This window comes from Pseudoalteromonas sp. 11L1 (assembly GCF_055397545.1).
Window position 1 is genome coordinate 593,379 of record NZ_AP041142.1, and the last position, 17,844, is coordinate 611,222.

Sequence of the window (17,844 nt, forward strand, 5' to 3'; positions counted from 1 at the left end):
AAGTAAGATGAAAAAATTAATATTTTGTGTAATATTCTTGTTTACTAACTTCGCCTATGCAGATTTTGCTATTATTGTGCATCCCTCAAATGAAAGTAGTTTTGATGAGTCTGTTATTAGTCGAATTTATACAGGAAAAGAAAAGTCATTTAGTAATGGTAATAAGATCATTCCAATATCTCAAGAATCAAGCAGTGCTGCAACCGAGCAATTTAATAGTAAATTGCTCAACAAAACTTCTAACCAGTTAAAAGCGTATTGGTCAAAACTGATTTTTACAGGAAAAGGCACACCGCCTAAAGAGTTAGAAAATGACAGTGAAGTGATCAAAATGGTCTCAGCTAACCCTAACACCATTGGCTTTGTTTCTTCATCGGCTGTATCGGATAACGTTAAAGTGGTTTTCACTTTTTAATCCGTAACTAATAAGCGTGCTGATTAACCAGCACGCTTTTTTAGTAATTGGTTAATTACATATGACGATGTTTATAAAATCTGACAGTTATTTTACTGTCACCATTGCTCCGCTCGTGTATCCTGTAGGTTGTATATCATTTCTCATAAGTCTGTATGTCAAACTCAAACATTGCTGTTGAAAATATCGATACAACCGCCGTTACTTGTGCTAATTGCCAAGCGTGTTGTTGCCAATTAGAAGTGCGTATTGTTAGTGATACCGGTGTCCCTTTTCAGTATATTGATTACGACAAATGGGGCAGTGAAGTCATGAAGCGCGGCGACGATGGTTGGTGCCAAGCACTCGATCGTAATACGTTAATGTGTACTATTTACGAAAATCGCCCATTAACGTGTCGAGAATTCGAAATGGCGTCAGATGAATGTATTACCGAACGTAATTTAGCGGGTATTTAAAATGCGGGCTGATTAACCCGCGTTAGTGTTGTTAACCAATAGAGAGTTGCGCGCTTGGGTATCTTAGTTTTTTACTTCGTGGACTCGCTAAAAAGTAGGCGAGAGTGAGCGGACCTATTCTGCCCATAAACATTAAAAACATAATAATAAACTCCCCCAGCGGTGATAACGATGAAGTTAAACCGCGTGAAAGCCCTACCGTACCCAGTGCCGATACCGCTTCAAAAGCAACATCTAAAAAAGGTGCATCTTCAACGACCAGTAATGTAAAAATAGCCAACCAAGTGACTCCCGCTGAAATAATGGTTAAGGCTAATGCTTTATATACTGAATCTTTGTCTATTTCTCGGCGTAAAACGGTGACGCCTTTGTCACGCCTTAAGTAGCTATAGGTTGCTAATATTAAAACGATAAACGTAACGACCTTTATGCCACTTGCAGTACTCAAAGAGCCGCCACCAATAAACATAAGCATCATAGTTAAAGCGGTACTGGCATTTTTTAATTCTTCAATAGCAATGGTATTAAACCCCGCAGTACGAGGAGTAACGGCTTGAAACCAAGCTGCTAGCCATTTACCTATTTCAGATAACGGCTGCAGTGTTTTTGGGTTATCGTATTCAATTACGTAAATAAGCAACAATGCAATAACGTTAATAATAACAGTGCTGATCAGCATTAATTTACTGTAGGGACTGAGCTTGGACCAACGTTTTGATTTATATAAATCTGTTAATACGGTAAAGCCAAGGCCACCAATAATAAACAAACAGGTAATTGTTAAATTTACAACGGGGTCTTCTACATACTGCATTAAGCTGTTAGGACTTAATGCAAATCCTGCATTGTTAAAAGCGCTAATAGTATAAAAAAGTGCATGAAAAAAGCTTTTTTGTAAGCCCATTTCGGGTAGCCAATACAGCGTTAAAATAATAATGCCTACAGATTCAACGATTAGCGCAAACAGCAAAACAGACTTAGCGGTATTTACCAACGTAGATGTATCTGTTTGATTAAAGGCAGCTTTGGTCACTGTTTTTTGAATAAAGCCAACTTTATTACCCAGCGCCATTAAAGTTACAACCGCAAAGGTCATTAAACCCAGACCACCCAGTTGAATTAACAACGCAATAACGCCTTGTCCAAAAGGGGTAAACACTGAACCCGTATCCACTACAACTAGTCCAGTTACAGTTACCGCAGAGGTTGCAGTAAACGCACTTTGTATCCATGAAATAGGCTCATAGGTTGCAAAAGGCAGTTTTAATGCCAATGCCCCTAGCGTTATTAATATTAAAAAACTGCAACATAAAATAAGAGGCGGAGCCGCATTGAGTTTTTTATGCCCATTGGCTTTTCGATCTATAGGTGTTTTGAGAGGGTGCCATAAAACCATAATTATAAAAGCCTTGGTGCAAGATAGTTTAGTTCGACTCGATTACCTGATAACAGTAAAGTGTCGTAGGTAAGTAACTCAAAGTCGTCATCAAGTTTGACAAACGTTTGCTTTGCGCGCTTGACCAATAATGGGTTTACAGTGCCTTTTATTTCCTTAAGTAAATGCCCTAGTTTTGTTTTATGTAAGTGCGCTTTTATAATTACTTCAACAACGTATAAGCCATTGCCTAAGGAAATATAATCGTTTACTACAGGGTAATTAAGCGCTTGTGCAACGCGCACGCCCATTTCTTCTTCAGGATGAATAATGCGTGTTACACCTAGCTTAGAAATAATTGTGTGATGGGCTTTGGTGCTCGCTTTTACCCATATTTGCTTAACAGCTAGGTTTTTTAGTGCAAGGGTGCACAGAATGCTCGATTGCATGTCTTCTCCAATCGCCACTAAAACGGCCTGACTGCTCGCTAAATCAAGCTCTTTAAGTGCGGCTTCATCAGTGGAGTCGCAAACAACGGTTTCTGATAAATGCTCAACATATTTTTCAGCTAGTTTAGGGTTACTATCAACCCCAGTGACTGTATGCCCTAAATGAATTAACTCAAGGCTTGCTGCAATGCCAAATCGACCTAATCCTATCACTGTAAAATGTGCCATGTTGATACCTAAATTAAAGTTAAAAGAGAGAAGTGGTAAAGTCCATTTGGTCAATAAACAGTTAATACATAAGCTGTACGCTTCACTATTTTTATCCAACCTGACATACGTATTACTCCTTCTGCTGAAGTTAGAATATGAGTTATTAAAGTAACAATGTAGGTAGGCGTTAAAAGCTTTATAAAGATTTAATGAATTAGATAAAAAACTTTATAAAAACTTTATAGAGGCAATCTCGAAAAGGCAGTAGTCTAGGTGCTCAAATGTTAGAGGAAAAATTAATGAATCAGGCTGAGGCTAAACCACATTGGTATAAAGCATTGTTTTTGTCGGTAATAATGCCATTAATTGTGGTTATTGCCATTTACCCTGTACGTAACTGGTTTACTACCACCGATATCGTGATGCTTCAGTTATTGTGGGTGACTTGGGTTGCTGTGCGCAGTAATCGTCGTCTTGCCATACTAACCACCTTGGTGAGTGTGGCGTGTACAGATTGGTTTTTTGTTGCCCCTAATTTTACTTTTCATATTGAAAACATAGAATATTTAGTAACCTTTATGGTTATGCTGATTGTTGGCTTTGTGATCAGCCAATTGGCAGGGGAGCTCAGTACTAAAGTTAGGGATGTGCAATTACATGCGAGTAATAGTCGCACCTTGTACGAACTGGCCAAAGACTTAAACAGTCTAGATACGCTGGATGAACAAAAAAAGTACTTTGTAGAGCGGATCGGTAAGCATTTAAATGCATGTTGCACATTTATGCCTGCAGCACCGCGGGGCAATAGTGAATTTATATTGCTTAGTGAGGCTAGTCCGAGCTGGGGCGGGTTTAATTTTACTAAACGGTTAACGCAAGGGCAAAAAGCCTTTGCTGACACTGCTATTTCGCTTCTTTATCAGGTACATGAAAAAACGTTATTACGCCAGCAGTCGGCTGCTATTTCGGTGCAAGCGGAATTAGAGCGCGCTAAAAATGCACTTTTACGTAGTTTGTCTCACGATTTACGCACACCACTGGCAACCATTATGGGCGCATCCAGCATGCTTGCAGATGATGAAATTACCCTCAGTGACAGCGTGATAAAAGAGCAAGCGAGTAATATTTATGAGCAAAGTAAAATACTTAATCAGCACTTTGATAAAGTAATGGAGTTAAGCCGAGTTAATAAAATGGGTGAAAACCTAAGTTGGCAAACAATAAACTTACAAGCACTACTTAGTGAAGCTAAAGCTCGCAGACAGAAGCAACTCACTCATTTTGTTATAAATACCAATATAGACGCTCAATCAAAATGCGTAGGGGATGTGACTTTGTTAGAAATTGCACTGGCTAATATGCTCGAAAATGCATGGCGTTATGGTGATAAAAAGGTGAGCGTTGAATTTACGCAAAGTATCAATCAGCAAAAGGTACGTTATCAGTTACTTCTCACTAATAACGTGATCATTAAAGCGCAAACAAGTAGCGATGAAGGTGTTGGGTTAGGCAGTATTATTTGTGATGTGGTTGCTAAATTTCACCAGGGCACATTTACATTAACAATTAATAACGAAACAAATATGGCGTACGCAAAGTTAATCTGGGAAAAAGATAATGACTAAAATCTTGATATTGGAAGATTCTCCCCCTCTACAAAGCTTTTTAAAAACCTTGTTGCAAGCCAGTGGTTACGAGCTAAGCATTTGTGATAAAGGATTAGATGGTTTTGCACGTTTAAGTGAGCAAAGTTACGATCTTGTATTATTAGATTTAGGCCTGCTAGATATGGATGGTCAAGACTGGTTAATTGAGTTTCGACAATGGAGTGCCTTACCTGTTTTAGTGCTGTCGGCTCGAGATGGCGAAGTTGAAAAGGTCACTGCGCTTGATAATGGGGCAAATGACTATATTACCAAACCGTTTAGCGCCAATGAGTTGCTAGCCCGGATTCGGGTTTTATTACGCAGCCAAAGCCAGCCGAGTGTGGCATTTACCTGCGGGAATATAAAAATAGATCCACAAAAGCACAGAGTAACCACTTCTGGAAATGAGATAAAACTCACTAAAAAAGAGTACGCAATACTATTATTACTGTTCCAGAATAAAAATACAGTACTTACCCATAATGCAATTTTAAGCCATATTTGGGGAGCGCAATACATAGACCGCCCTGAATACGTCCGAGTCCATGTGGCACAGCTCAGACAAAAACTTGAGGCTAACCCCGCTAGTCCAAAATATATCTTAACTGAACCAGCTGTGGGTTATCGATTGGCCGATTAAAAATAAAAGTTTTGTAGAGTGTTTTTGTCTTTAAACCATACCCTATTTAACAATCTTATCTACTAGGCTGCTGGTATTTTAATACCCTGCTCTTATACTTATTTCTACACAATTCATTTGCCTAGAAAGTTTTTATAGTCTAATTTTTAAGCTTACTACTTCAAATCCTCAGGACATTGGCTTGCTTGTTTAAGCCTAAAATTATGCGACTAACACTCATACATTCTTTGCAAGGAAAAATGCTGCTTTATTTGGCATTTCCCGTAATGCTTATTATTACTGGTATTTTGAGTTACTGGTATTCAACCAGCCTTAATCAGGCTGTTATGCAAGCAAAGCTTAACTTGAGTCAGACCGCCGATACTATTGCTGCAAAAGTAAATGAAGAGACGCAATTGGCAGTACGCACTACCGAAATTATGGCCTTAGCACAGCAAAATGGGTTGTTTGGTGATAGAGAGGCAAGTATTAATTTTGTTCGTGCAGTGCTTAAAATGAATCCTTCATTCGTGGGGGCTTCTTTTGGTTATGAGCCTAATGCCGATAATCAAGATCAAGCCTATGTGAATGCTTCGCCATTAAAAGAGGGCGTTTATGTAGACCAAACCGGTCGTTTTTTACCTTATTGGCATCGTGATTTTAGTGACTCTGAACGCTTGTTACTTGAGCCCTTGGTGGACATGGAATCTAGTCTTTATTATGAGGGAGTACGTCAACAGTTTTTACGTGATGGCAATACCGAAACGATGATCACTGAGCCCTATGTTTACGAGGGAAGAATGCTAGTTGAACAAAGTTCGCCCATTATCATTAATGATAAATTTGTCGGTATGGCAAGCGTAGATAGAGCACTTGCTGACATCACTGAGTTTTTACAAACCATAAAGCAGCAATTAAAAATTGATGTTTTGCTACTCAGTCAACGCGACAACGTGATTGCAACGACATTGAATTACTCAGGATTAAAAACGAAAGCAATTTTAGATACTAATTATGCAAGTATAGCCAAGCAGCTAAAGTCACAGGGACAAGAAAGAGAGGTACTATCTGCTAACGATCCTTTTGATTCTGGGGTTTTCTATTTTGATAAGGCCAAGGTTGCCACTGGTAATTGGACAGTGATAGTACGCCGCTCTGAATTGGATATTATTGGGCCTATTCAAGCGCAATTTAAACCATTATTGGCAGCCGCTTTTGCAAGTGTATTACTGATTTTTTTACTCTTTTGGTATTTTATTAACAGAACAACTAAGCGTATTAATATTGCGATTAAATCTGTTGAACAGCTAGCTAATGGAGATTTATCCATTCATGCTCAAAAATATATGGCTCAAAAAGATGAGCTTGGCACTATGTTTAGAAGTTTTGAGCGTTTAATTAAAGCCAGTAAAGATATTGATCAGGTTTGCTCAGCTATAGCCAGTGGCGACTTTTCTCAAACTGTATCTAAGCGCGGCCCTCATGACCGTCTAAGTGATTCTATTAATTTAATGTCGAGTAAACGCTATGAGGCAGAACAAGCTTTACTTGAACAAACCATAAAGCTTCGCCGCACTCAGCAAGAGCTTGTTGAAGCAGAAAAAATGTCATCACTTGGCAGTTTAGTTAGTGGCGTCGCACATGAAGTGAATACGCCATTAGGTGTTTGTGTAACTGCGACGTCGCATTTGAGACAAATACTAATTGAAACTAAAAACAAAGTTGCTTCTGGCTCCTTGAGTAAAACGCAGTTTAGCGAATTTATTACTGAAGTTGATTTAAGTTGTGACATTTTACTGAAAAATATGCAACGCGCCGCTGGTTTAATCAGCAGCTTTAAACGTGTTGCGGTTGATCAAACCACAGAAGAGCTTCGTAGCTTATATATTAGCCAATATTTTAATGAAGTGCTCAGAAGCTTGTATCACACAGTAAAAACGACAGAGATTGATATTAAGGTTACAGCAACCGAGCTTGAACCAGAGGTCTACTCTGATCCGGGGGCTTTAGCGCAAGTTTTTACAAACTTAGTCATGAATTCTATTGTCCACGGCTATGGTAATGGCAATCGAAAAGGGCTAATCACGGTTCATATAGAATACTCAGAATATGTTCAAATTCATTATCAAGATGATGGATGCGGCTTGACTGAAGAAGCTCGAAAAAGAGTGTTTGATCCCTTTTACACCACAAATAGAGCGGGTGGCGGTAGCGGTTTAGGCATGAATATTGTGTATAACCTTGTTGTACACCGCTTGAAAGGGCAAATATTTGTAAAGAAAAAACAAACACCAGGTGTTTATTTTTTCATTCAATTTCCCTTAACGCTATCAACTCAATAATTAGCAGGGTGTGTTTATGGATTGGTTACAAGATGATGACGTTTTAAAGCAGGCTTTGGATATTGAAAACGTTGAACCATGGAAAATTTTAGTGGTGGATGACGATGATTCGGTGCACCAAGTAACTCAACTTGCAATGAAGCGCTTTGAATTTGAGCAACGCCCTATCGAGCTGCACAGTGTTTATAGTGCAGCTCAAGCAAAAGAAAAACTACAAAGCTCAGAACGCTATGCTTTAATTTTGCTCGATGTTGTTATGGAGACAGAGCATGCAGGCTTAGAGCTTGCTCGTTACATACGCCAAGACTTACAAAATGTGTACAGCCGAATTATTTTAAGAACCGGACAGCCTGGGGTTGCGCCAGAGCGCAGTGTTATCCGCGATTATGATATTGATGGCTATAAAGCAAAGAGCCAACTGCAAAGCCATGACCTTGAATTAATTTTTTATACTTCTTTGCGAGCGTATCGCGATATTTGCATGTTACAAACCCACCGCCATAATTTAAAGCGACTAATAAAAGCAATTTCTACTATTACCCAAATTGGTGATTTAGTTGAGTTTACCTCTGTTGTTATGGAAGAGCTTAAGTTAGTGCTTAATATGAGCGAGGCAAATCTCTATATTGATGCGCCTAAAGTATTTGGTATTTGCCAGCTAGATCAAAGACTACAAATGATTGAAGGAGAGCTTTCTGGCATACATTTATTCACGGGCAACGGAATTGACAGTATTCCACAAAAACATCAAGAGTATTTTTTAAGAGCAAAGCAAACTAAGCAGAATTTTATAGCAGATGATCATTATGTTTATTTTCATCACTCCCAAAAAGGGCTCGATTCTATTTTAGCGTTTCAGTCGCTGCAGCCGGTAAAAAAAGAAGCTCAACAGCTAGTAGATTTATTTTTGGGTAATGTAGTACTGACCTTTGAAAGCCTCTTATTAGCTAATTCAATTGAAGAAACCCAGCAACTGGCTATTTCACTGATGGGAGGAGCGATGGAGTCACGCTCCAAAGAAACCGGCTCACATGTAATCAGGGTTGGTTTATATGCAAAACTATTAGCGCAGCTAAATAATCAAAATCAATCATACTGCGATAGAATTAGTTTAGCAGCGCAGTTGCACGATGTAGGAAAGGTTGGCGTTCCAGACTTGATTTTAAACAAACCTGCTAAATTAGACCCTGATGAATGGGAAATTATGAAACAGCACACCACCAAAGGCTGGGAAATACTCAAAGGTACGGGAAATCCTGTCATTGATATGGCGGCTAATATTGCGATTGATCATCACGAACGATGGGATGGAGCGGGTTATCCGCACGCTAAAAAACAGCAAGATATAAGTTTAGAGGGCCGAATTACTGCGATTGCAGATGTGTTTGATGCGTTATGTTGTCGTCGTTGTTATAAAGAGCCTTGGAGCATGGATGAAGCAAAAGCTGAGATAATTAAAGGCGCAGGTAATCATTTCGATCCGGCGTTGGTTGAATTATTTGAATTGAATTTTAATGCGTTTAAACAAATTTATTTAGACAGGCCTGAGTAACGAGATTGTCGCTCTGATTGCGTTAGCCACAATCAAAGCGAACATAAAATTAATCGTATTTAGCTTCAAGCTCGTTGGCAGTATGAAACTTTTCGTGAGATTGTAATTGCTCATCGTATTTAACTAGGTTTTTAAAGTGCCCTAGTTGGCCAGCGTTTTTAACGATTTCAACAATAAACGACATCATAAAATCGGCACCAGTGAGAGTATCGCCCACTAAATAACGTTTGCCTTCAAGGCGACTGTTAAAGTAGCTAATTACTTTAGCGGTTTCAGTATCGGCATAGCCCTCTAAAAATTGCGTTTTAGCACCATCTTTCTGGACAAACATTTTTAGCAATAATGGTAAAATTGCAGAGCTTTCTGCAAAGTGAAGCCATTGTTGGTAGTCTACAAATTCTGCAGTACCTGTGACTGGTGCAAACTTACCTTTGCCATATTTAGTGATCAGGTAATCCGTGATAGCACCAGACTCGGCGATCACTAAGCCATCATCTTCTATAACTGGCGATTTACCCAGCGGATGCACACTTTTAAGCTCATCAGGGGCTAAAAAAGTTTCAGTATTGCGCTGATAAGCAACAATTTCGTAATCAACCTCAAGCTCTTCTAATAACCAAATAATACGTTTAGAACGAGACTTGTTTAAGTGGTGTAGTTTAATCATTTTCTTCCTTATTGAGCTGTGTTGAATTACAACACAGCCTGAATGTTATTATAGTGGGCTGTTAATCTTTACTACGGTTTTACCAAAGTTCTTCCCGCTGATCATGTCGTTAAATGCGCTGATGGTTTTTTCGAAACCATCTACAAGATGTTCGCGGTACTGAACTTTTCCGTCTTGCAGCCACTTTTGCATGTCTTGTGCAAATTCGTCATAACGATCGCCATAGTCATCAAAAATGATAAAGCCCTGCATTTTAATACGCTTAGTTAACAATTGTCCCATTAGCATACCTAATCTATCAGGACCTTCAGGCAAGCTGGTGGCATTATATTGCGATACCAAACCACAGATAGGCACGCGTGCTGAGGTATTAAGCAAAGGTAATACGGCATCAAACACTTTTCCGCCCACATTTTCATAATAAACATCAATGCCTTGCTCACATGCTTTTTCTAACTGCTCGGCAAAATCTTCGGCTTTATGATCTATACACGCGTCAAAACCAAGAGTTTCAACAGCATGAGCACATTTTTCGCTGCCTCCGGCAACGCCTACTACTTTACAGCCTTTAATTTTAGCTATTTGACCAACCGTTGCGCCTACTGGGCCTGTAGCTGCTGCAACAACAACGGTTTCACCCGCTTTAGGTGCGCCAATATCTAGTAAGCCCATGTAGGCGGTAAAGCCAGGCATACCCATAATACCAAGTGCGTAAGACGGATTAGTTGGCTCTTTACCTAATGACATTAAGCCCTCGCCATTTGAGATAGCGTAAGTTTGCCAGCCTGTATATGCTAATACCCATTCGCCTTCGCTAAACTTATCATTTTTAGATGATTCGACTTGGCAAACCGTTGCACCAACCATTACATCGCCAATTTCTACAGGGTCGGCATACGATTTAGCATCGCTCATGCGACCACGCATGTAGGGGTCCAGTGATAAATAAATAGTACGCAGCAATACTTCACCATCTTTTAATGATGGTAACTCTACGTTTTTAAGTTCAAAATTTTCATTAGTAGGAGCACCATATGGACGTGATGCTAAAGTAAATTGACGACTGGTTGTGGACATAAAAATCTCCAAAATAGAGTGAAAAAACCACCTATATACCGAATGTTTAAGCTTTAAAACGATACATTGCTCAACAATAATGCGCGGATAGGCGGACAAAATTTGTACCTTGATACACGAGCTTTGGGCGAGAGAGTGTTAATTCAACCCTGCATAGAGTATTTATTCTAATTTAGATTAGGTTGATGGTTTTTAAGTAAGCTTAAAATAATAGCGTCGTAAAATTGGTTGTTTTTATAGATAGCTTGCTTGAGTTGCGCTTCTAATGAAAACTCTGCTTTGGTGAGTGCTTTTATGGAGCCAATATTACCTGAAAATACCGTAGCAAAGATTCTATTTAACTCACTACTGTCAAATGCTTCTTTGCAAATAAGCTTAATGGCTTGGGTGATAATTCCTTGCCCCCAATATTGCTGACTAAGCCAATAACCTATTTCGCCACTGTGGCTATACTCAAATTCACCAGGAATAACACCAATACAACCAACACACAGGCCATCAACTTCAATGGCTTTAATGATGCCAAATTTTGCTCCCTCATTTACCCACCAGTTTGCATCTGCTTGGGTATAAGGAAATGGAATTTTAGAGGACAAATAGCGAGCTACTTGTTGATCGTTCAAAATGGTGACTATTTGGCAGGTATCGTGTTGTTTAAATGCTCGTAAAGTGATCATGCTACAAATGAGTTTGTTATTATCAGCCAATAACTTAGCAAGCTTTAAACGCTTAAACAATGAAAAACAATTCATTAAAATTAAAGTGTATACAGGTATAACTTTGCTTAAAACTCTTTTAAAATGTAAAAAACACCCAGACAGAGTCTCTATGCATCCTCATATCGAAGCCCTTTATAATAGCGCTAAAAAGCCCAGTCGTTTAATTATTGGTTTAATGAGTGGCACCTCTTTAGATGGTTTAGATGTGGCGCTATGTAAAATAACCGGTGCGGGTTTACATACACAAATAGAGGTTAAAAATTTTACTACGGTTGAATACAGCGACGAGTATAAAACTAAAATAAAGCAGGTATTTGCCAAGCGCGAATGCGATTTAGAAGTGCTGACTTTGTTACACCCTTGGGTGGGAAAACTCCATGGTGCTATGGTTAATCAGTGTTTAATTGCATGGGGTATTGACCCTGCGAGTATTGATGCCATAGCAAGCCACGGGCAAACTATTTATCACTGTCCGCAGTCGCAGCATAACCATCATGACTTTAAACATGGCACCTTGCAAATAGGTGATAGTGACCAAATAGCAGTTACTACAAGCATTACCACTGTTGGCGATTTTAGGCAAAAGCACATAGCCGCAGGGGGCGAAGGCGCACCTTTAGCGGTATATGGCGATTATTTATTTTTTGCCAGCCCTGATGAAAACCGCATTTTATTAAACATGGGTGGCATTGCAAACTTAACGTTTTTACCTAAAAACGGTGATACTAGTAGCGTGTTTAGTAGCGACATAGGCCCAGGTAACACCATTATGGATGCCTACGTACAGTCTTATTTTAAAGGGCTGCATTATGATGAGGGCGCAAAGCTTGCCAAAGCAGGCAAGGTGAATGCAAAACTGCTAAAAGCGCTCAGCGATAATGCGTTTTTTAAATTACCACTGCCAAAAACAACAGGGCCTGAGGTGTTTAATTTAGCCTTATTACGCGCAGCCCAAGCCCAAACCGCAACCCAAGATTTAAGCCATGAAGATGTGTTGGCGACATTAAATGCGCTTTCTGCGACTACGATTGCTAGGGCGTTAAATGACTGTGCTGAAGGGGTTCAAAACTGTGTGGTATATGCCAGTGGTGGAGGAATTCATAATCCATTATTGATGGAGCAATTACTAATACACTGCCCAAATATTAAGGCGTTTAAGAATACTGATGATTTAGGTGTTCACCCCGATGCCAAAGAGGCGGTGCTGTTTGCTATTTTGGCAAACGAATGTTTAGCAGGGCAGCGACAAAGTGCAAAAAATAAAAGGGGTGGAATTTTAGATATTACTATGGGTAAAGTGAGCTTTGCTGATTAACTAATTAAAGCTTAATGGAAAAGTTTATAACAAGAGCTAAAAAAGTGAGATTAAAGCTGTTCCCACACTGGCAAGGTACTGACGAACGCGATGAGGCTTTGGCGGCGTAATCGTATTTATTGGTACAGTATATCCATTACCAAATTGGTTAATGTGCATATCAAATTGCAAGCTATTTTTTAACGTACCGTGTTTACCATGCAAAATCATTTGCATTACAAAACCACGACGGTGCGCTATTTGACTTAACCTAAGCGTGACTCGTCCTTGCTCTAAATCAAGTTGGCTGAGCTTTTTTTCTGTGTAGTACTGAGCTTCACGTGCGTTTGGCAACGTTGCGCTAAGTGAAATAATATCACCTTCATGGGCAGCCTCAGGCAAAACGCATTGCAAAGCAATTTGATGCTGGCTATTGGCCTGCTGTGACAGCGTTTCAAATTCCATGCTGTGGCTCAGTGCCGCAGAGATAGGATCTTCAAATGACGGTAGTGCAAAGGTTAATTGCACCATGGATTCACTCATGGGGGCTTATAAAACTATATTGACTAATAATGCAGCTATTATCGCTGATGATTGTTGCATAATTATGACTAAGCTAAAGCGCTTAATACAAATGCTAGTTTTAATTGTAATTTTGAACTAAAGGTATTGTTTTAAATCAGTATTATATTTACGGAATAAATTATAATAGCCGCTCAATAACCACTGCGATAAACGTATATACAATTTAAGAATGGATTAACGTCTTACCTCAGCGATAAAAAACAATACTCTTACTGAATTTTTTGTTAATTGCGCCAGTTTTTTATTGTTAAATAATGGGTGCTTTTTTGTGTTTGTTTCAATTTTGCAACAAAATAGCTTGAAAAAAAACCAAGCTAGCCATAAAGTGCAGTTAAGGGCCCAAATACATAACACACTACCAAAAGGGTTGTGAGAAATTAGATGGCACTAATAAAAAATAATTTATGGAAACTCTTTTGTTTTTTGCTATTAGGCGGTCTAGTCCTATTAAGCGTTTTGTTGGCTTATGAATGGCGAAATATCGAAAAAGAATACCGCACAAGCTCCCAAAATCGTGTGGAGTTTTCTGCGCAAGCACTTAAAAGCACCCTCAGAAATAAAGAGCTTATGCTGGATCTAATTGGCAGAGATATTGTTACTAATAATAGCTCATCTACAAATACATCTCTCATAAAGAACCTTAATAATATTTTGTTAGAAAACCTCGTTTCAACTGGTTTTGGATTATTTAATACGCATGGTCAAATACTCTATTTCAGTTCAAACTTAGATGCTTCTACCATAGTTAACCTTAAAGAAAATGAAAGAACACGTGACAACTTTGCTCGTACTTTAAAGTCTAATAAAATGATATTAGGCAAAACGTACTATAATGAAACACTTCAAGAGTGGATAATTCCGATCCGAAAGTCGCTAAGAAACGAAAACGCAGAAGTTATTGCAGTGATGACGTCTGGAATGGCTATTTCAAATGGTGACAAATATTTAAATATTTTAAGCAGCACTCAAGATGATTATTTATTAATTATTAGAGAGTTAGATGGCTACATTCAATATAGCTCAAACAAAAGCGCTGATATTGCTAGTTATACACGTACACAAGCTAAGCAATTTTTTGGCCTTCAAGATGCTGAGTTAGTAAAACAGCTGGGTAAAACAAAGCAAGCACTTAAATCTTCTGAAGAAGTATTTAGCCTTATTATTGATATTCAAGGCAAACCTTATATCACATCTGCAAAATTTGATAATCGCTATCAGTTATGGACACTTTCAAACAGAGCGATGCAGCCAATAAAAAGTGTATTTTATTGGAAGGTCTGTTGGTATTCTTTCATTTATTTACTGATTTGTACGCTCTTATATTTTGGTTTTAGGTTTATTGCTCGTGCTGAGCAAAAACGGATTGATGAACTGTTTTACCTTTCTCGTAATGATGATTTAACTAAGTTACCTAATCGAAAAGCACTGCGTGATAGCTTTGAAGCAAAAAAAGGGACATCGTTTAGCTTGGCAATTATAAACATTACCAATTTACGCTCGATGAATAATCGCTTTGGTATGGAGTATGGCGATAAGGCAATTAAAGCCTATGCCGCAATGTTGCAAGCGACATTCGCAGCTCCATATTTGGTTTTTAGAAACAGTGGTAATGAGTTTTGCATTATTACGCCGCATTTATCGGATGAGCAAAATAGGCACACTTTTGAACAAATATTAGCATCCTCTATTGAACAATATGAAACCAAAAATATCGAACGTCCTTTAAATATGAGTGTTGGTGTGGCCAACTACCCAGAGCATGGCATAACCAAAAGTAAACTAGTGCGCAGCGCACATTTGGCTAATCAATGGGCAAAAGATACAGGACAGTGGCTGTGCCATTACCATGCAGGTATAAAACAAGCTTATTTACGCCGTTTAAAAGTAGAAGAGCGGTTAAATGTAGCGCTAAGTGAGCAATCATTCTCTATGGCCTATCAGTGCCAAGTAAATGAACAGGGTAAAATTCATGCTATGGAAGCACTAATTCGTTGGCATGATAGCGAGTTGGGTATGGTTTCACCTGCTGAGTTTATTGCTATTGCGGAGCAAAGTGATTTAGTTTTTAAAATCGGTGACTTTGTTTTAGCGCGCTCTATTAGTGAATTTGCAACGATGCAACAACATAGCGATACGCCTCTTGAACTAGCAATTAACATTTCTGTGATGCAATTTCAAAGCAGTGCTTTTATTCCTAAATTATTGCAAAGTATAGAGGCGCACAATGTTGCTCCGAACAGTATCATTTTAGAAATTACAGAGTCACTGTTTATGGATAACCTTGAGCATGTGATTGAAACTATACTGAGCTTAAAATCGCGTGGAATACGTTTCTCGATGGATGATTTTGGTACAGGCTATTCATCACTAAGTTTATTAAGACGCCTGCCCATAGATGAACTTAAAATAGATAAAAGCTTTGTAGATGATATTTTAATAGATCCTAAGTCTATCAGCATGGTGCAAAGTATTATTGCCATTGCCTTCAGCCATAACATAAGTGTTATCGCTGAAGGCGTGGAAGAGCAGGCACAATTTGATATGTTAGTGGATATTGGCTGTAAACGTTTTCAGGGGTATTACTTTTACAAACCTGTGAACGCGACCTCTGTAATTGAATACCTGCAAGCTAACTAGTAGCCGCGCGACTAAGGCGATCATTCACTGCAGCCCACTCACTGCTTATTGGCGGCTTTTCGATATAAATAGTTAATGGGGTCGTCTCATCAATAAGATGCAGTGCTTTATACATATTTTTAGCGTATTCAATAGGGCAACTACTGAGCTTAGTAATACGCTCTGATGGAATGTCGCCCGCTAATAATTGCTGTTGCAATTGAGTAGAATAGATTAAATAGTGACTTTTACTCTGAGAGTTTTCACTCAAAATTTTAGCGAAATCTTCAGTATTAGCCAACATGGCTGGTGCATGAGGCTGATAATGCGCTTTTACATTACCCGGTACCACTTCGTTATGTGAATGTGGCGTGCTGACATGCAGTCCAGTTTTTTGCAAAATATCAGATGCTGAAATTGGTCCTGGGCGTAATATGCGTAACTGCTCTGAGCTGGCATCGACAATGGTCGATTCAATACCTACATTACATTCACCTCCTTGTAATACCGCACTAATACGACCATTCAAATCGCGCATAACATGAGCTGCGTTGATTGGGCTCAACTGCTTGTATCGATTAGCCGAGGGAGCTGCAAGACCAGTATTTAATTGTTTTAGTACCGCTAAAAACTCAGGATGCGCAGGCACGCGAAGTCCAATTGTGGGCAAGCCGCCTGTTACCGGACTGTTTAAATCATCTTTAGCATTTAAAATTAGGGTGAGTGGGCCGGGCCAAAATGCATCAGCAAGCGTTATGGCCGCCTTATTTACATTTTTTGCCCAGCGGTGCACATGCGACTGATTGGGAATATGCACAATGAGCGGGTGATTTGTTGGACGTCCTTTCGCGGTAAATATTTTCGCTACAGCATCACTATTAGTCGCATCTGCGGCTAAGCCATAAACGGTTTCTGTGGGTAAGGCAACGCATTCGCCGGCTTTTAATAGTGCTACGGCTTGGTTAATACGCTCTTCAGTATTTAATAATTGAGTCGGTTGTATTGATGTCATAATAACTCTTAAGGATTACAAAACTGGCAATATGTTGCATCGGCAACGTGTTTTTCATTCGCTTCAATATGGTTATAGCCGCAGCTATCACACAAAGAGGTTGTTGATTTTACTTGTTGTGTGGGCATGTTACACAGTTCACAGGGTAAGCCTTTAGTGAGTTGTTTGGCAACAAAGTTAGCACACTGGCATTGTGGACATTTTGATGCCAACCGCCTTGCTAAGTCCTCGGCAGCGAGGCGAATAATAGCTTGGCGTTGCCCACTATACATAGCTCTTAAATCAGGCGTGATTATGCCGGCTTTGGGCACTTTTTCTTTAAATAAAGCAACCAAGCCTTCAAAGCTTAGCCCTTTAAAAAGTTTTTGAGTGTCATCAAGTATCCAGTGCTGCTCTTTAAAGCGCTGGCATGCGACCGTGATTGATTCAACATTAGTCTCGCTGTTAATGGTTAAGCTGCTGGGTGAAAATGGCCCGCCTGCATGTCCATAAATAGCGATGTCTGTGTGTTTATCGTAAAAACAAATTACTTCTTCATCCCAGTTCATTAACCCAGGGTATGGGCCACCTCCAAAGCTGCCTTCACTACCAAGCCCACATTGCTCGCCAGTGAGTTCACACGCTTGTTGAGCTTTTATTAGTGCTGCTGTTTGGGCACTGCAATCACGCTGCACTTCATTAGTAAACATCCCAAGCGTATCGGTATCAAATAGACTGGTTGTTACCACATTATAGCCAAGTGGCTTCAATGCGGGAGCGATCAAAGGTGCCTTTTTATGTTTAGTGGCAATGACGGCGTTTAACATTG

General features: G+C 39.3%; 16 protein-coding genes. 8 read left to right on the forward strand and 8 right to left on the reverse strand.

What is annotated here, in order from left to right; all coding sequences use genetic code 11:
• The first annotated feature begins 7 nt into the window (after positions 1–7).
• Positions 8–415: a substrate-binding domain-containing protein gene (locus ACZ5WS_RS18325; RefSeq protein WP_178956981.1), complete on the forward strand. Its 408-nt coding sequence runs from the start codon at positions 8–10 to the stop codon at positions 413–415.
• Positions 416–570: 155 nt separating this feature from the next.
• On the forward strand, positions 571–873 hold the full coding sequence (locus tag ACZ5WS_RS18330; RefSeq protein ID WP_464711746.1) for a YkgJ family cysteine cluster protein: 303 nt from the start codon (positions 571–573) through the stop codon (positions 871–873).
• Between the two features lie 31 nt (positions 874–904).
• Here the strand turns inward: ACZ5WS_RS18330 and ACZ5WS_RS18335 are convergent, their stop codons facing one another.
• Positions 905–2,269, reverse strand: a complete 1,365-nt coding sequence (locus tag ACZ5WS_RS18335; RefSeq protein WP_464711748.1) for a TrkH family potassium uptake protein — start codon at positions 2,267–2,269, stop codon at positions 905–907.
• A 2-nt stretch (positions 2,270–2,271) separates the two neighbouring features.
• Entirely contained in the window at positions 2,272–2,925 is a 654-nt protein-coding gene (locus ACZ5WS_RS18340) for a potassium channel family protein (RefSeq protein WP_464711750.1), read from the reverse strand.
• 281 nt (positions 2,926–3,206) lie between these two features.
• Here ACZ5WS_RS18340 and ACZ5WS_RS18345 point away from each other — a divergent pair, with 281 nt between their 5' ends.
• From ACZ5WS_RS18345 to ACZ5WS_RS18360, 4 genes are all read left to right on the forward strand, one after another.
• Positions 3,207–4,532 carry a DUF4118 domain-containing protein gene (locus ACZ5WS_RS18345; RefSeq protein WP_464712124.1) on the forward strand — a complete coding sequence of 442 codons (1,326 nt, stop codon included), beginning with the start codon at positions 3,207–3,209 and terminating at the stop codon, positions 4,530–4,532.
• Positions 4,525–5,193, forward strand: coding sequence for a response regulator (locus ACZ5WS_RS18350; RefSeq protein ID WP_138605762.1), 669 nt, complete (start codon positions 4,525–4,527; stop codon positions 5,191–5,193). Before ACZ5WS_RS18345 ends, ACZ5WS_RS18350 begins: the two co-directional genes overlap by 8 nt.
• Before the next feature lie 203 nt (positions 5,194–5,396).
• On the forward strand, positions 5,397–7,514 hold the full coding sequence (locus tag ACZ5WS_RS18355) for an ATP-binding protein (protein WP_464711752.1): 2,118 nt from the start codon (positions 5,397–5,399) through the stop codon (positions 7,512–7,514).
• Positions 7,515–7,530: 16 nt separating this feature from the next.
• Positions 7,531–9,066 carry an HD domain-containing phosphohydrolase gene (locus ACZ5WS_RS18360; protein WP_464711753.1) on the forward strand — a complete coding sequence of 512 codons (1,536 nt, stop codon included), beginning with the start codon at positions 7,531–7,533 and terminating at the stop codon, positions 9,064–9,066.
• A 49-nt stretch (positions 9,067–9,115) separates the two neighbouring features.
• Here the strand turns inward: ACZ5WS_RS18360 and ACZ5WS_RS18365 are convergent, their stop codons facing one another.
• The 3 genes from ACZ5WS_RS18365 to ACZ5WS_RS18375 all read right to left on the reverse strand — a co-directional run bounded on the left by ACZ5WS_RS18365 (position 9,116) and on the right by ACZ5WS_RS18375 (position 11,487).
• Positions 9,116–9,733 carry a glutathione S-transferase family protein gene (locus ACZ5WS_RS18365; protein ID WP_178956975.1) on the reverse strand — a complete coding sequence of 206 codons (618 nt, stop codon included), beginning with the start codon at positions 9,731–9,733 and terminating at the stop codon, positions 9,116–9,118.
• Between the two features lie 48 nt (positions 9,734–9,781).
• On the reverse strand, positions 9,782–10,810 hold the full coding sequence (locus tag ACZ5WS_RS18370) for an NADP-dependent oxidoreductase (protein WP_464711756.1): 1,029 nt from the start codon (positions 10,808–10,810) through the stop codon (positions 9,782–9,784).
• Positions 10,811–10,977: 167 nt separating this feature from the next.
• Positions 10,978–11,487, reverse strand: a complete 510-nt coding sequence (locus tag ACZ5WS_RS18375; protein WP_290170794.1) for a GNAT family N-acetyltransferase — start codon at positions 11,485–11,487, stop codon at positions 10,978–10,980.
• Between the two features lie 151 nt (positions 11,488–11,638).
• Here ACZ5WS_RS18375 and ACZ5WS_RS18380 point away from each other — a divergent pair, with 151 nt between their 5' ends.
• Complete coding sequence (locus ACZ5WS_RS18380) at positions 11,639–12,844, forward strand: anhydro-N-acetylmuramic acid kinase (RefSeq protein ID WP_138605770.1); 1,206 nt, start codon at positions 11,639–11,641, stop codon at positions 12,842–12,844.
• A gap of 36 nt (positions 12,845–12,880) precedes the next feature.
• On the opposite strand, the gene ACZ5WS_RS18385 is transcribed toward ACZ5WS_RS18380, so the two are convergent.
• On the reverse strand, positions 12,881–13,366 hold the full coding sequence (locus ACZ5WS_RS18385; RefSeq protein WP_198522863.1) for a hypothetical protein: 486 nt from the start codon (positions 13,364–13,366) through the stop codon (positions 12,881–12,883).
• Positions 13,367–13,789: 423 nt separating this feature from the next.
• On the opposite strand from ACZ5WS_RS18385, the gene ACZ5WS_RS18390 reads away from it, so the two are divergent.
• On the forward strand, positions 13,790–16,045 hold the full coding sequence (locus ACZ5WS_RS18390; protein WP_464711757.1) for a bifunctional diguanylate cyclase/phosphodiesterase: 2,256 nt from the start codon (positions 13,790–13,792) through the stop codon (positions 16,043–16,045).
• On the opposite strand, the gene ACZ5WS_RS18395 is transcribed toward ACZ5WS_RS18390, so the two are convergent.
• Together ACZ5WS_RS18395 and ACZ5WS_RS18400 are read right to left on the reverse strand one after the other, a co-directional pair.
• Positions 16,038–17,036, reverse strand: coding sequence for an L-threonylcarbamoyladenylate synthase (locus ACZ5WS_RS18395; RefSeq protein WP_464711759.1), 999 nt, complete (start codon positions 17,034–17,036; stop codon positions 16,038–16,040). The genes ACZ5WS_RS18390 and ACZ5WS_RS18395 overlap by 8 nt on opposite strands.
• Before the next feature lie 8 nt (positions 17,037–17,044).
• Positions 17,045–17,842: a DUF6671 family protein gene (locus tag ACZ5WS_RS18400; protein WP_464711761.1), complete on the reverse strand. Its 798-nt coding sequence runs from the start codon at positions 17,840–17,842 to the stop codon at positions 17,045–17,047.
• Positions 17,843–17,844 lie beyond the last annotated feature (2 nt).

Excerpts from the sequence above, each read along its gene's own strand:
- ACZ5WS_RS18340 (WP_464711750.1), bottom strand. The coding sequence starts at position 2,925 with ATGGCACATTTTACAGTGATAGGATTAGGTCGATTTGGCATTGCAGCA.
- ACZ5WS_RS18365 (WP_178956975.1), bottom strand. The coding sequence starts at position 9,733 with ATGATTAAACTACACCACTTAAACAAGTCTCGTTCTAAACGTATTATT.
- ACZ5WS_RS18355 (WP_464711752.1), top strand. The coding sequence starts at position 5,397 with ATGCGACTAACACTCATACATTCTTTGCAAGGAAAAATGCTGCTTTAT.
- ACZ5WS_RS18345 (WP_464712124.1), top strand. The coding sequence starts at position 3,207 with ATGAATCAGGCTGAGGCTAAACCACATTGGTATAAAGCATTGTTTTTG.
- ACZ5WS_RS18395 (WP_464711759.1), bottom strand. The coding sequence starts at position 17,036 with ATGACATCAATACAACCGACTCAATTATTAAATACTGAAGAGCGTATT.
- ACZ5WS_RS18350 (WP_138605762.1), top strand. The coding sequence starts at position 4,525 with ATGACTAAAATCTTGATATTGGAAGATTCTCCCCCTCTACAAAGCTTT.
- ACZ5WS_RS18330 (WP_464711746.1), top strand. The coding sequence starts at position 571 with ATGTCAAACTCAAACATTGCTGTTGAAAATATCGATACAACCGCCGTT.
- ACZ5WS_RS18385 (WP_198522863.1), bottom strand. The coding sequence starts at position 13,366 with ATGAGTGAATCCATGGTGCAATTAACCTTTGCACTACCGTCATTTGAA.
- ACZ5WS_RS18325 (WP_178956981.1), top strand. The coding sequence starts at position 8 with ATGAAAAAATTAATATTTTGTGTAATATTCTTGTTTACTAACTTCGCC.
- ACZ5WS_RS18360 (WP_464711753.1), top strand. The coding sequence starts at position 7,531 with ATGGATTGGTTACAAGATGATGACGTTTTAAAGCAGGCTTTGGATATT.
- ACZ5WS_RS18370 (WP_464711756.1), bottom strand. The coding sequence starts at position 10,810 with ATGTCCACAACCAGTCGTCAATTTACTTTAGCATCACGTCCATATGGT.
- ACZ5WS_RS18380 (WP_138605770.1), top strand. The coding sequence starts at position 11,639 with ATGCATCCTCATATCGAAGCCCTTTATAATAGCGCTAAAAAGCCCAGT.
- ACZ5WS_RS18390 (WP_464711757.1), top strand. The coding sequence starts at position 13,790 with ATGGCACTAATAAAAAATAATTTATGGAAACTCTTTTGTTTTTTGCTA.
- ACZ5WS_RS18375 (WP_290170794.1), bottom strand. The coding sequence starts at position 11,487 with ATGATCACTTTACGAGCATTTAAACAACACGATACCTGCCAAATAGTC.
- ACZ5WS_RS18335 (WP_464711748.1), bottom strand. The coding sequence starts at position 2,269 with ATGGTTTTATGGCACCCTCTCAAAACACCTATAGATCGAAAAGCCAAT.
- ACZ5WS_RS18400 (WP_464711761.1), bottom strand. The coding sequence starts at position 17,842 with ATGTTAAACGCCGTCATTGCCACTAAACATAAAAAGGCACCTTTGATC.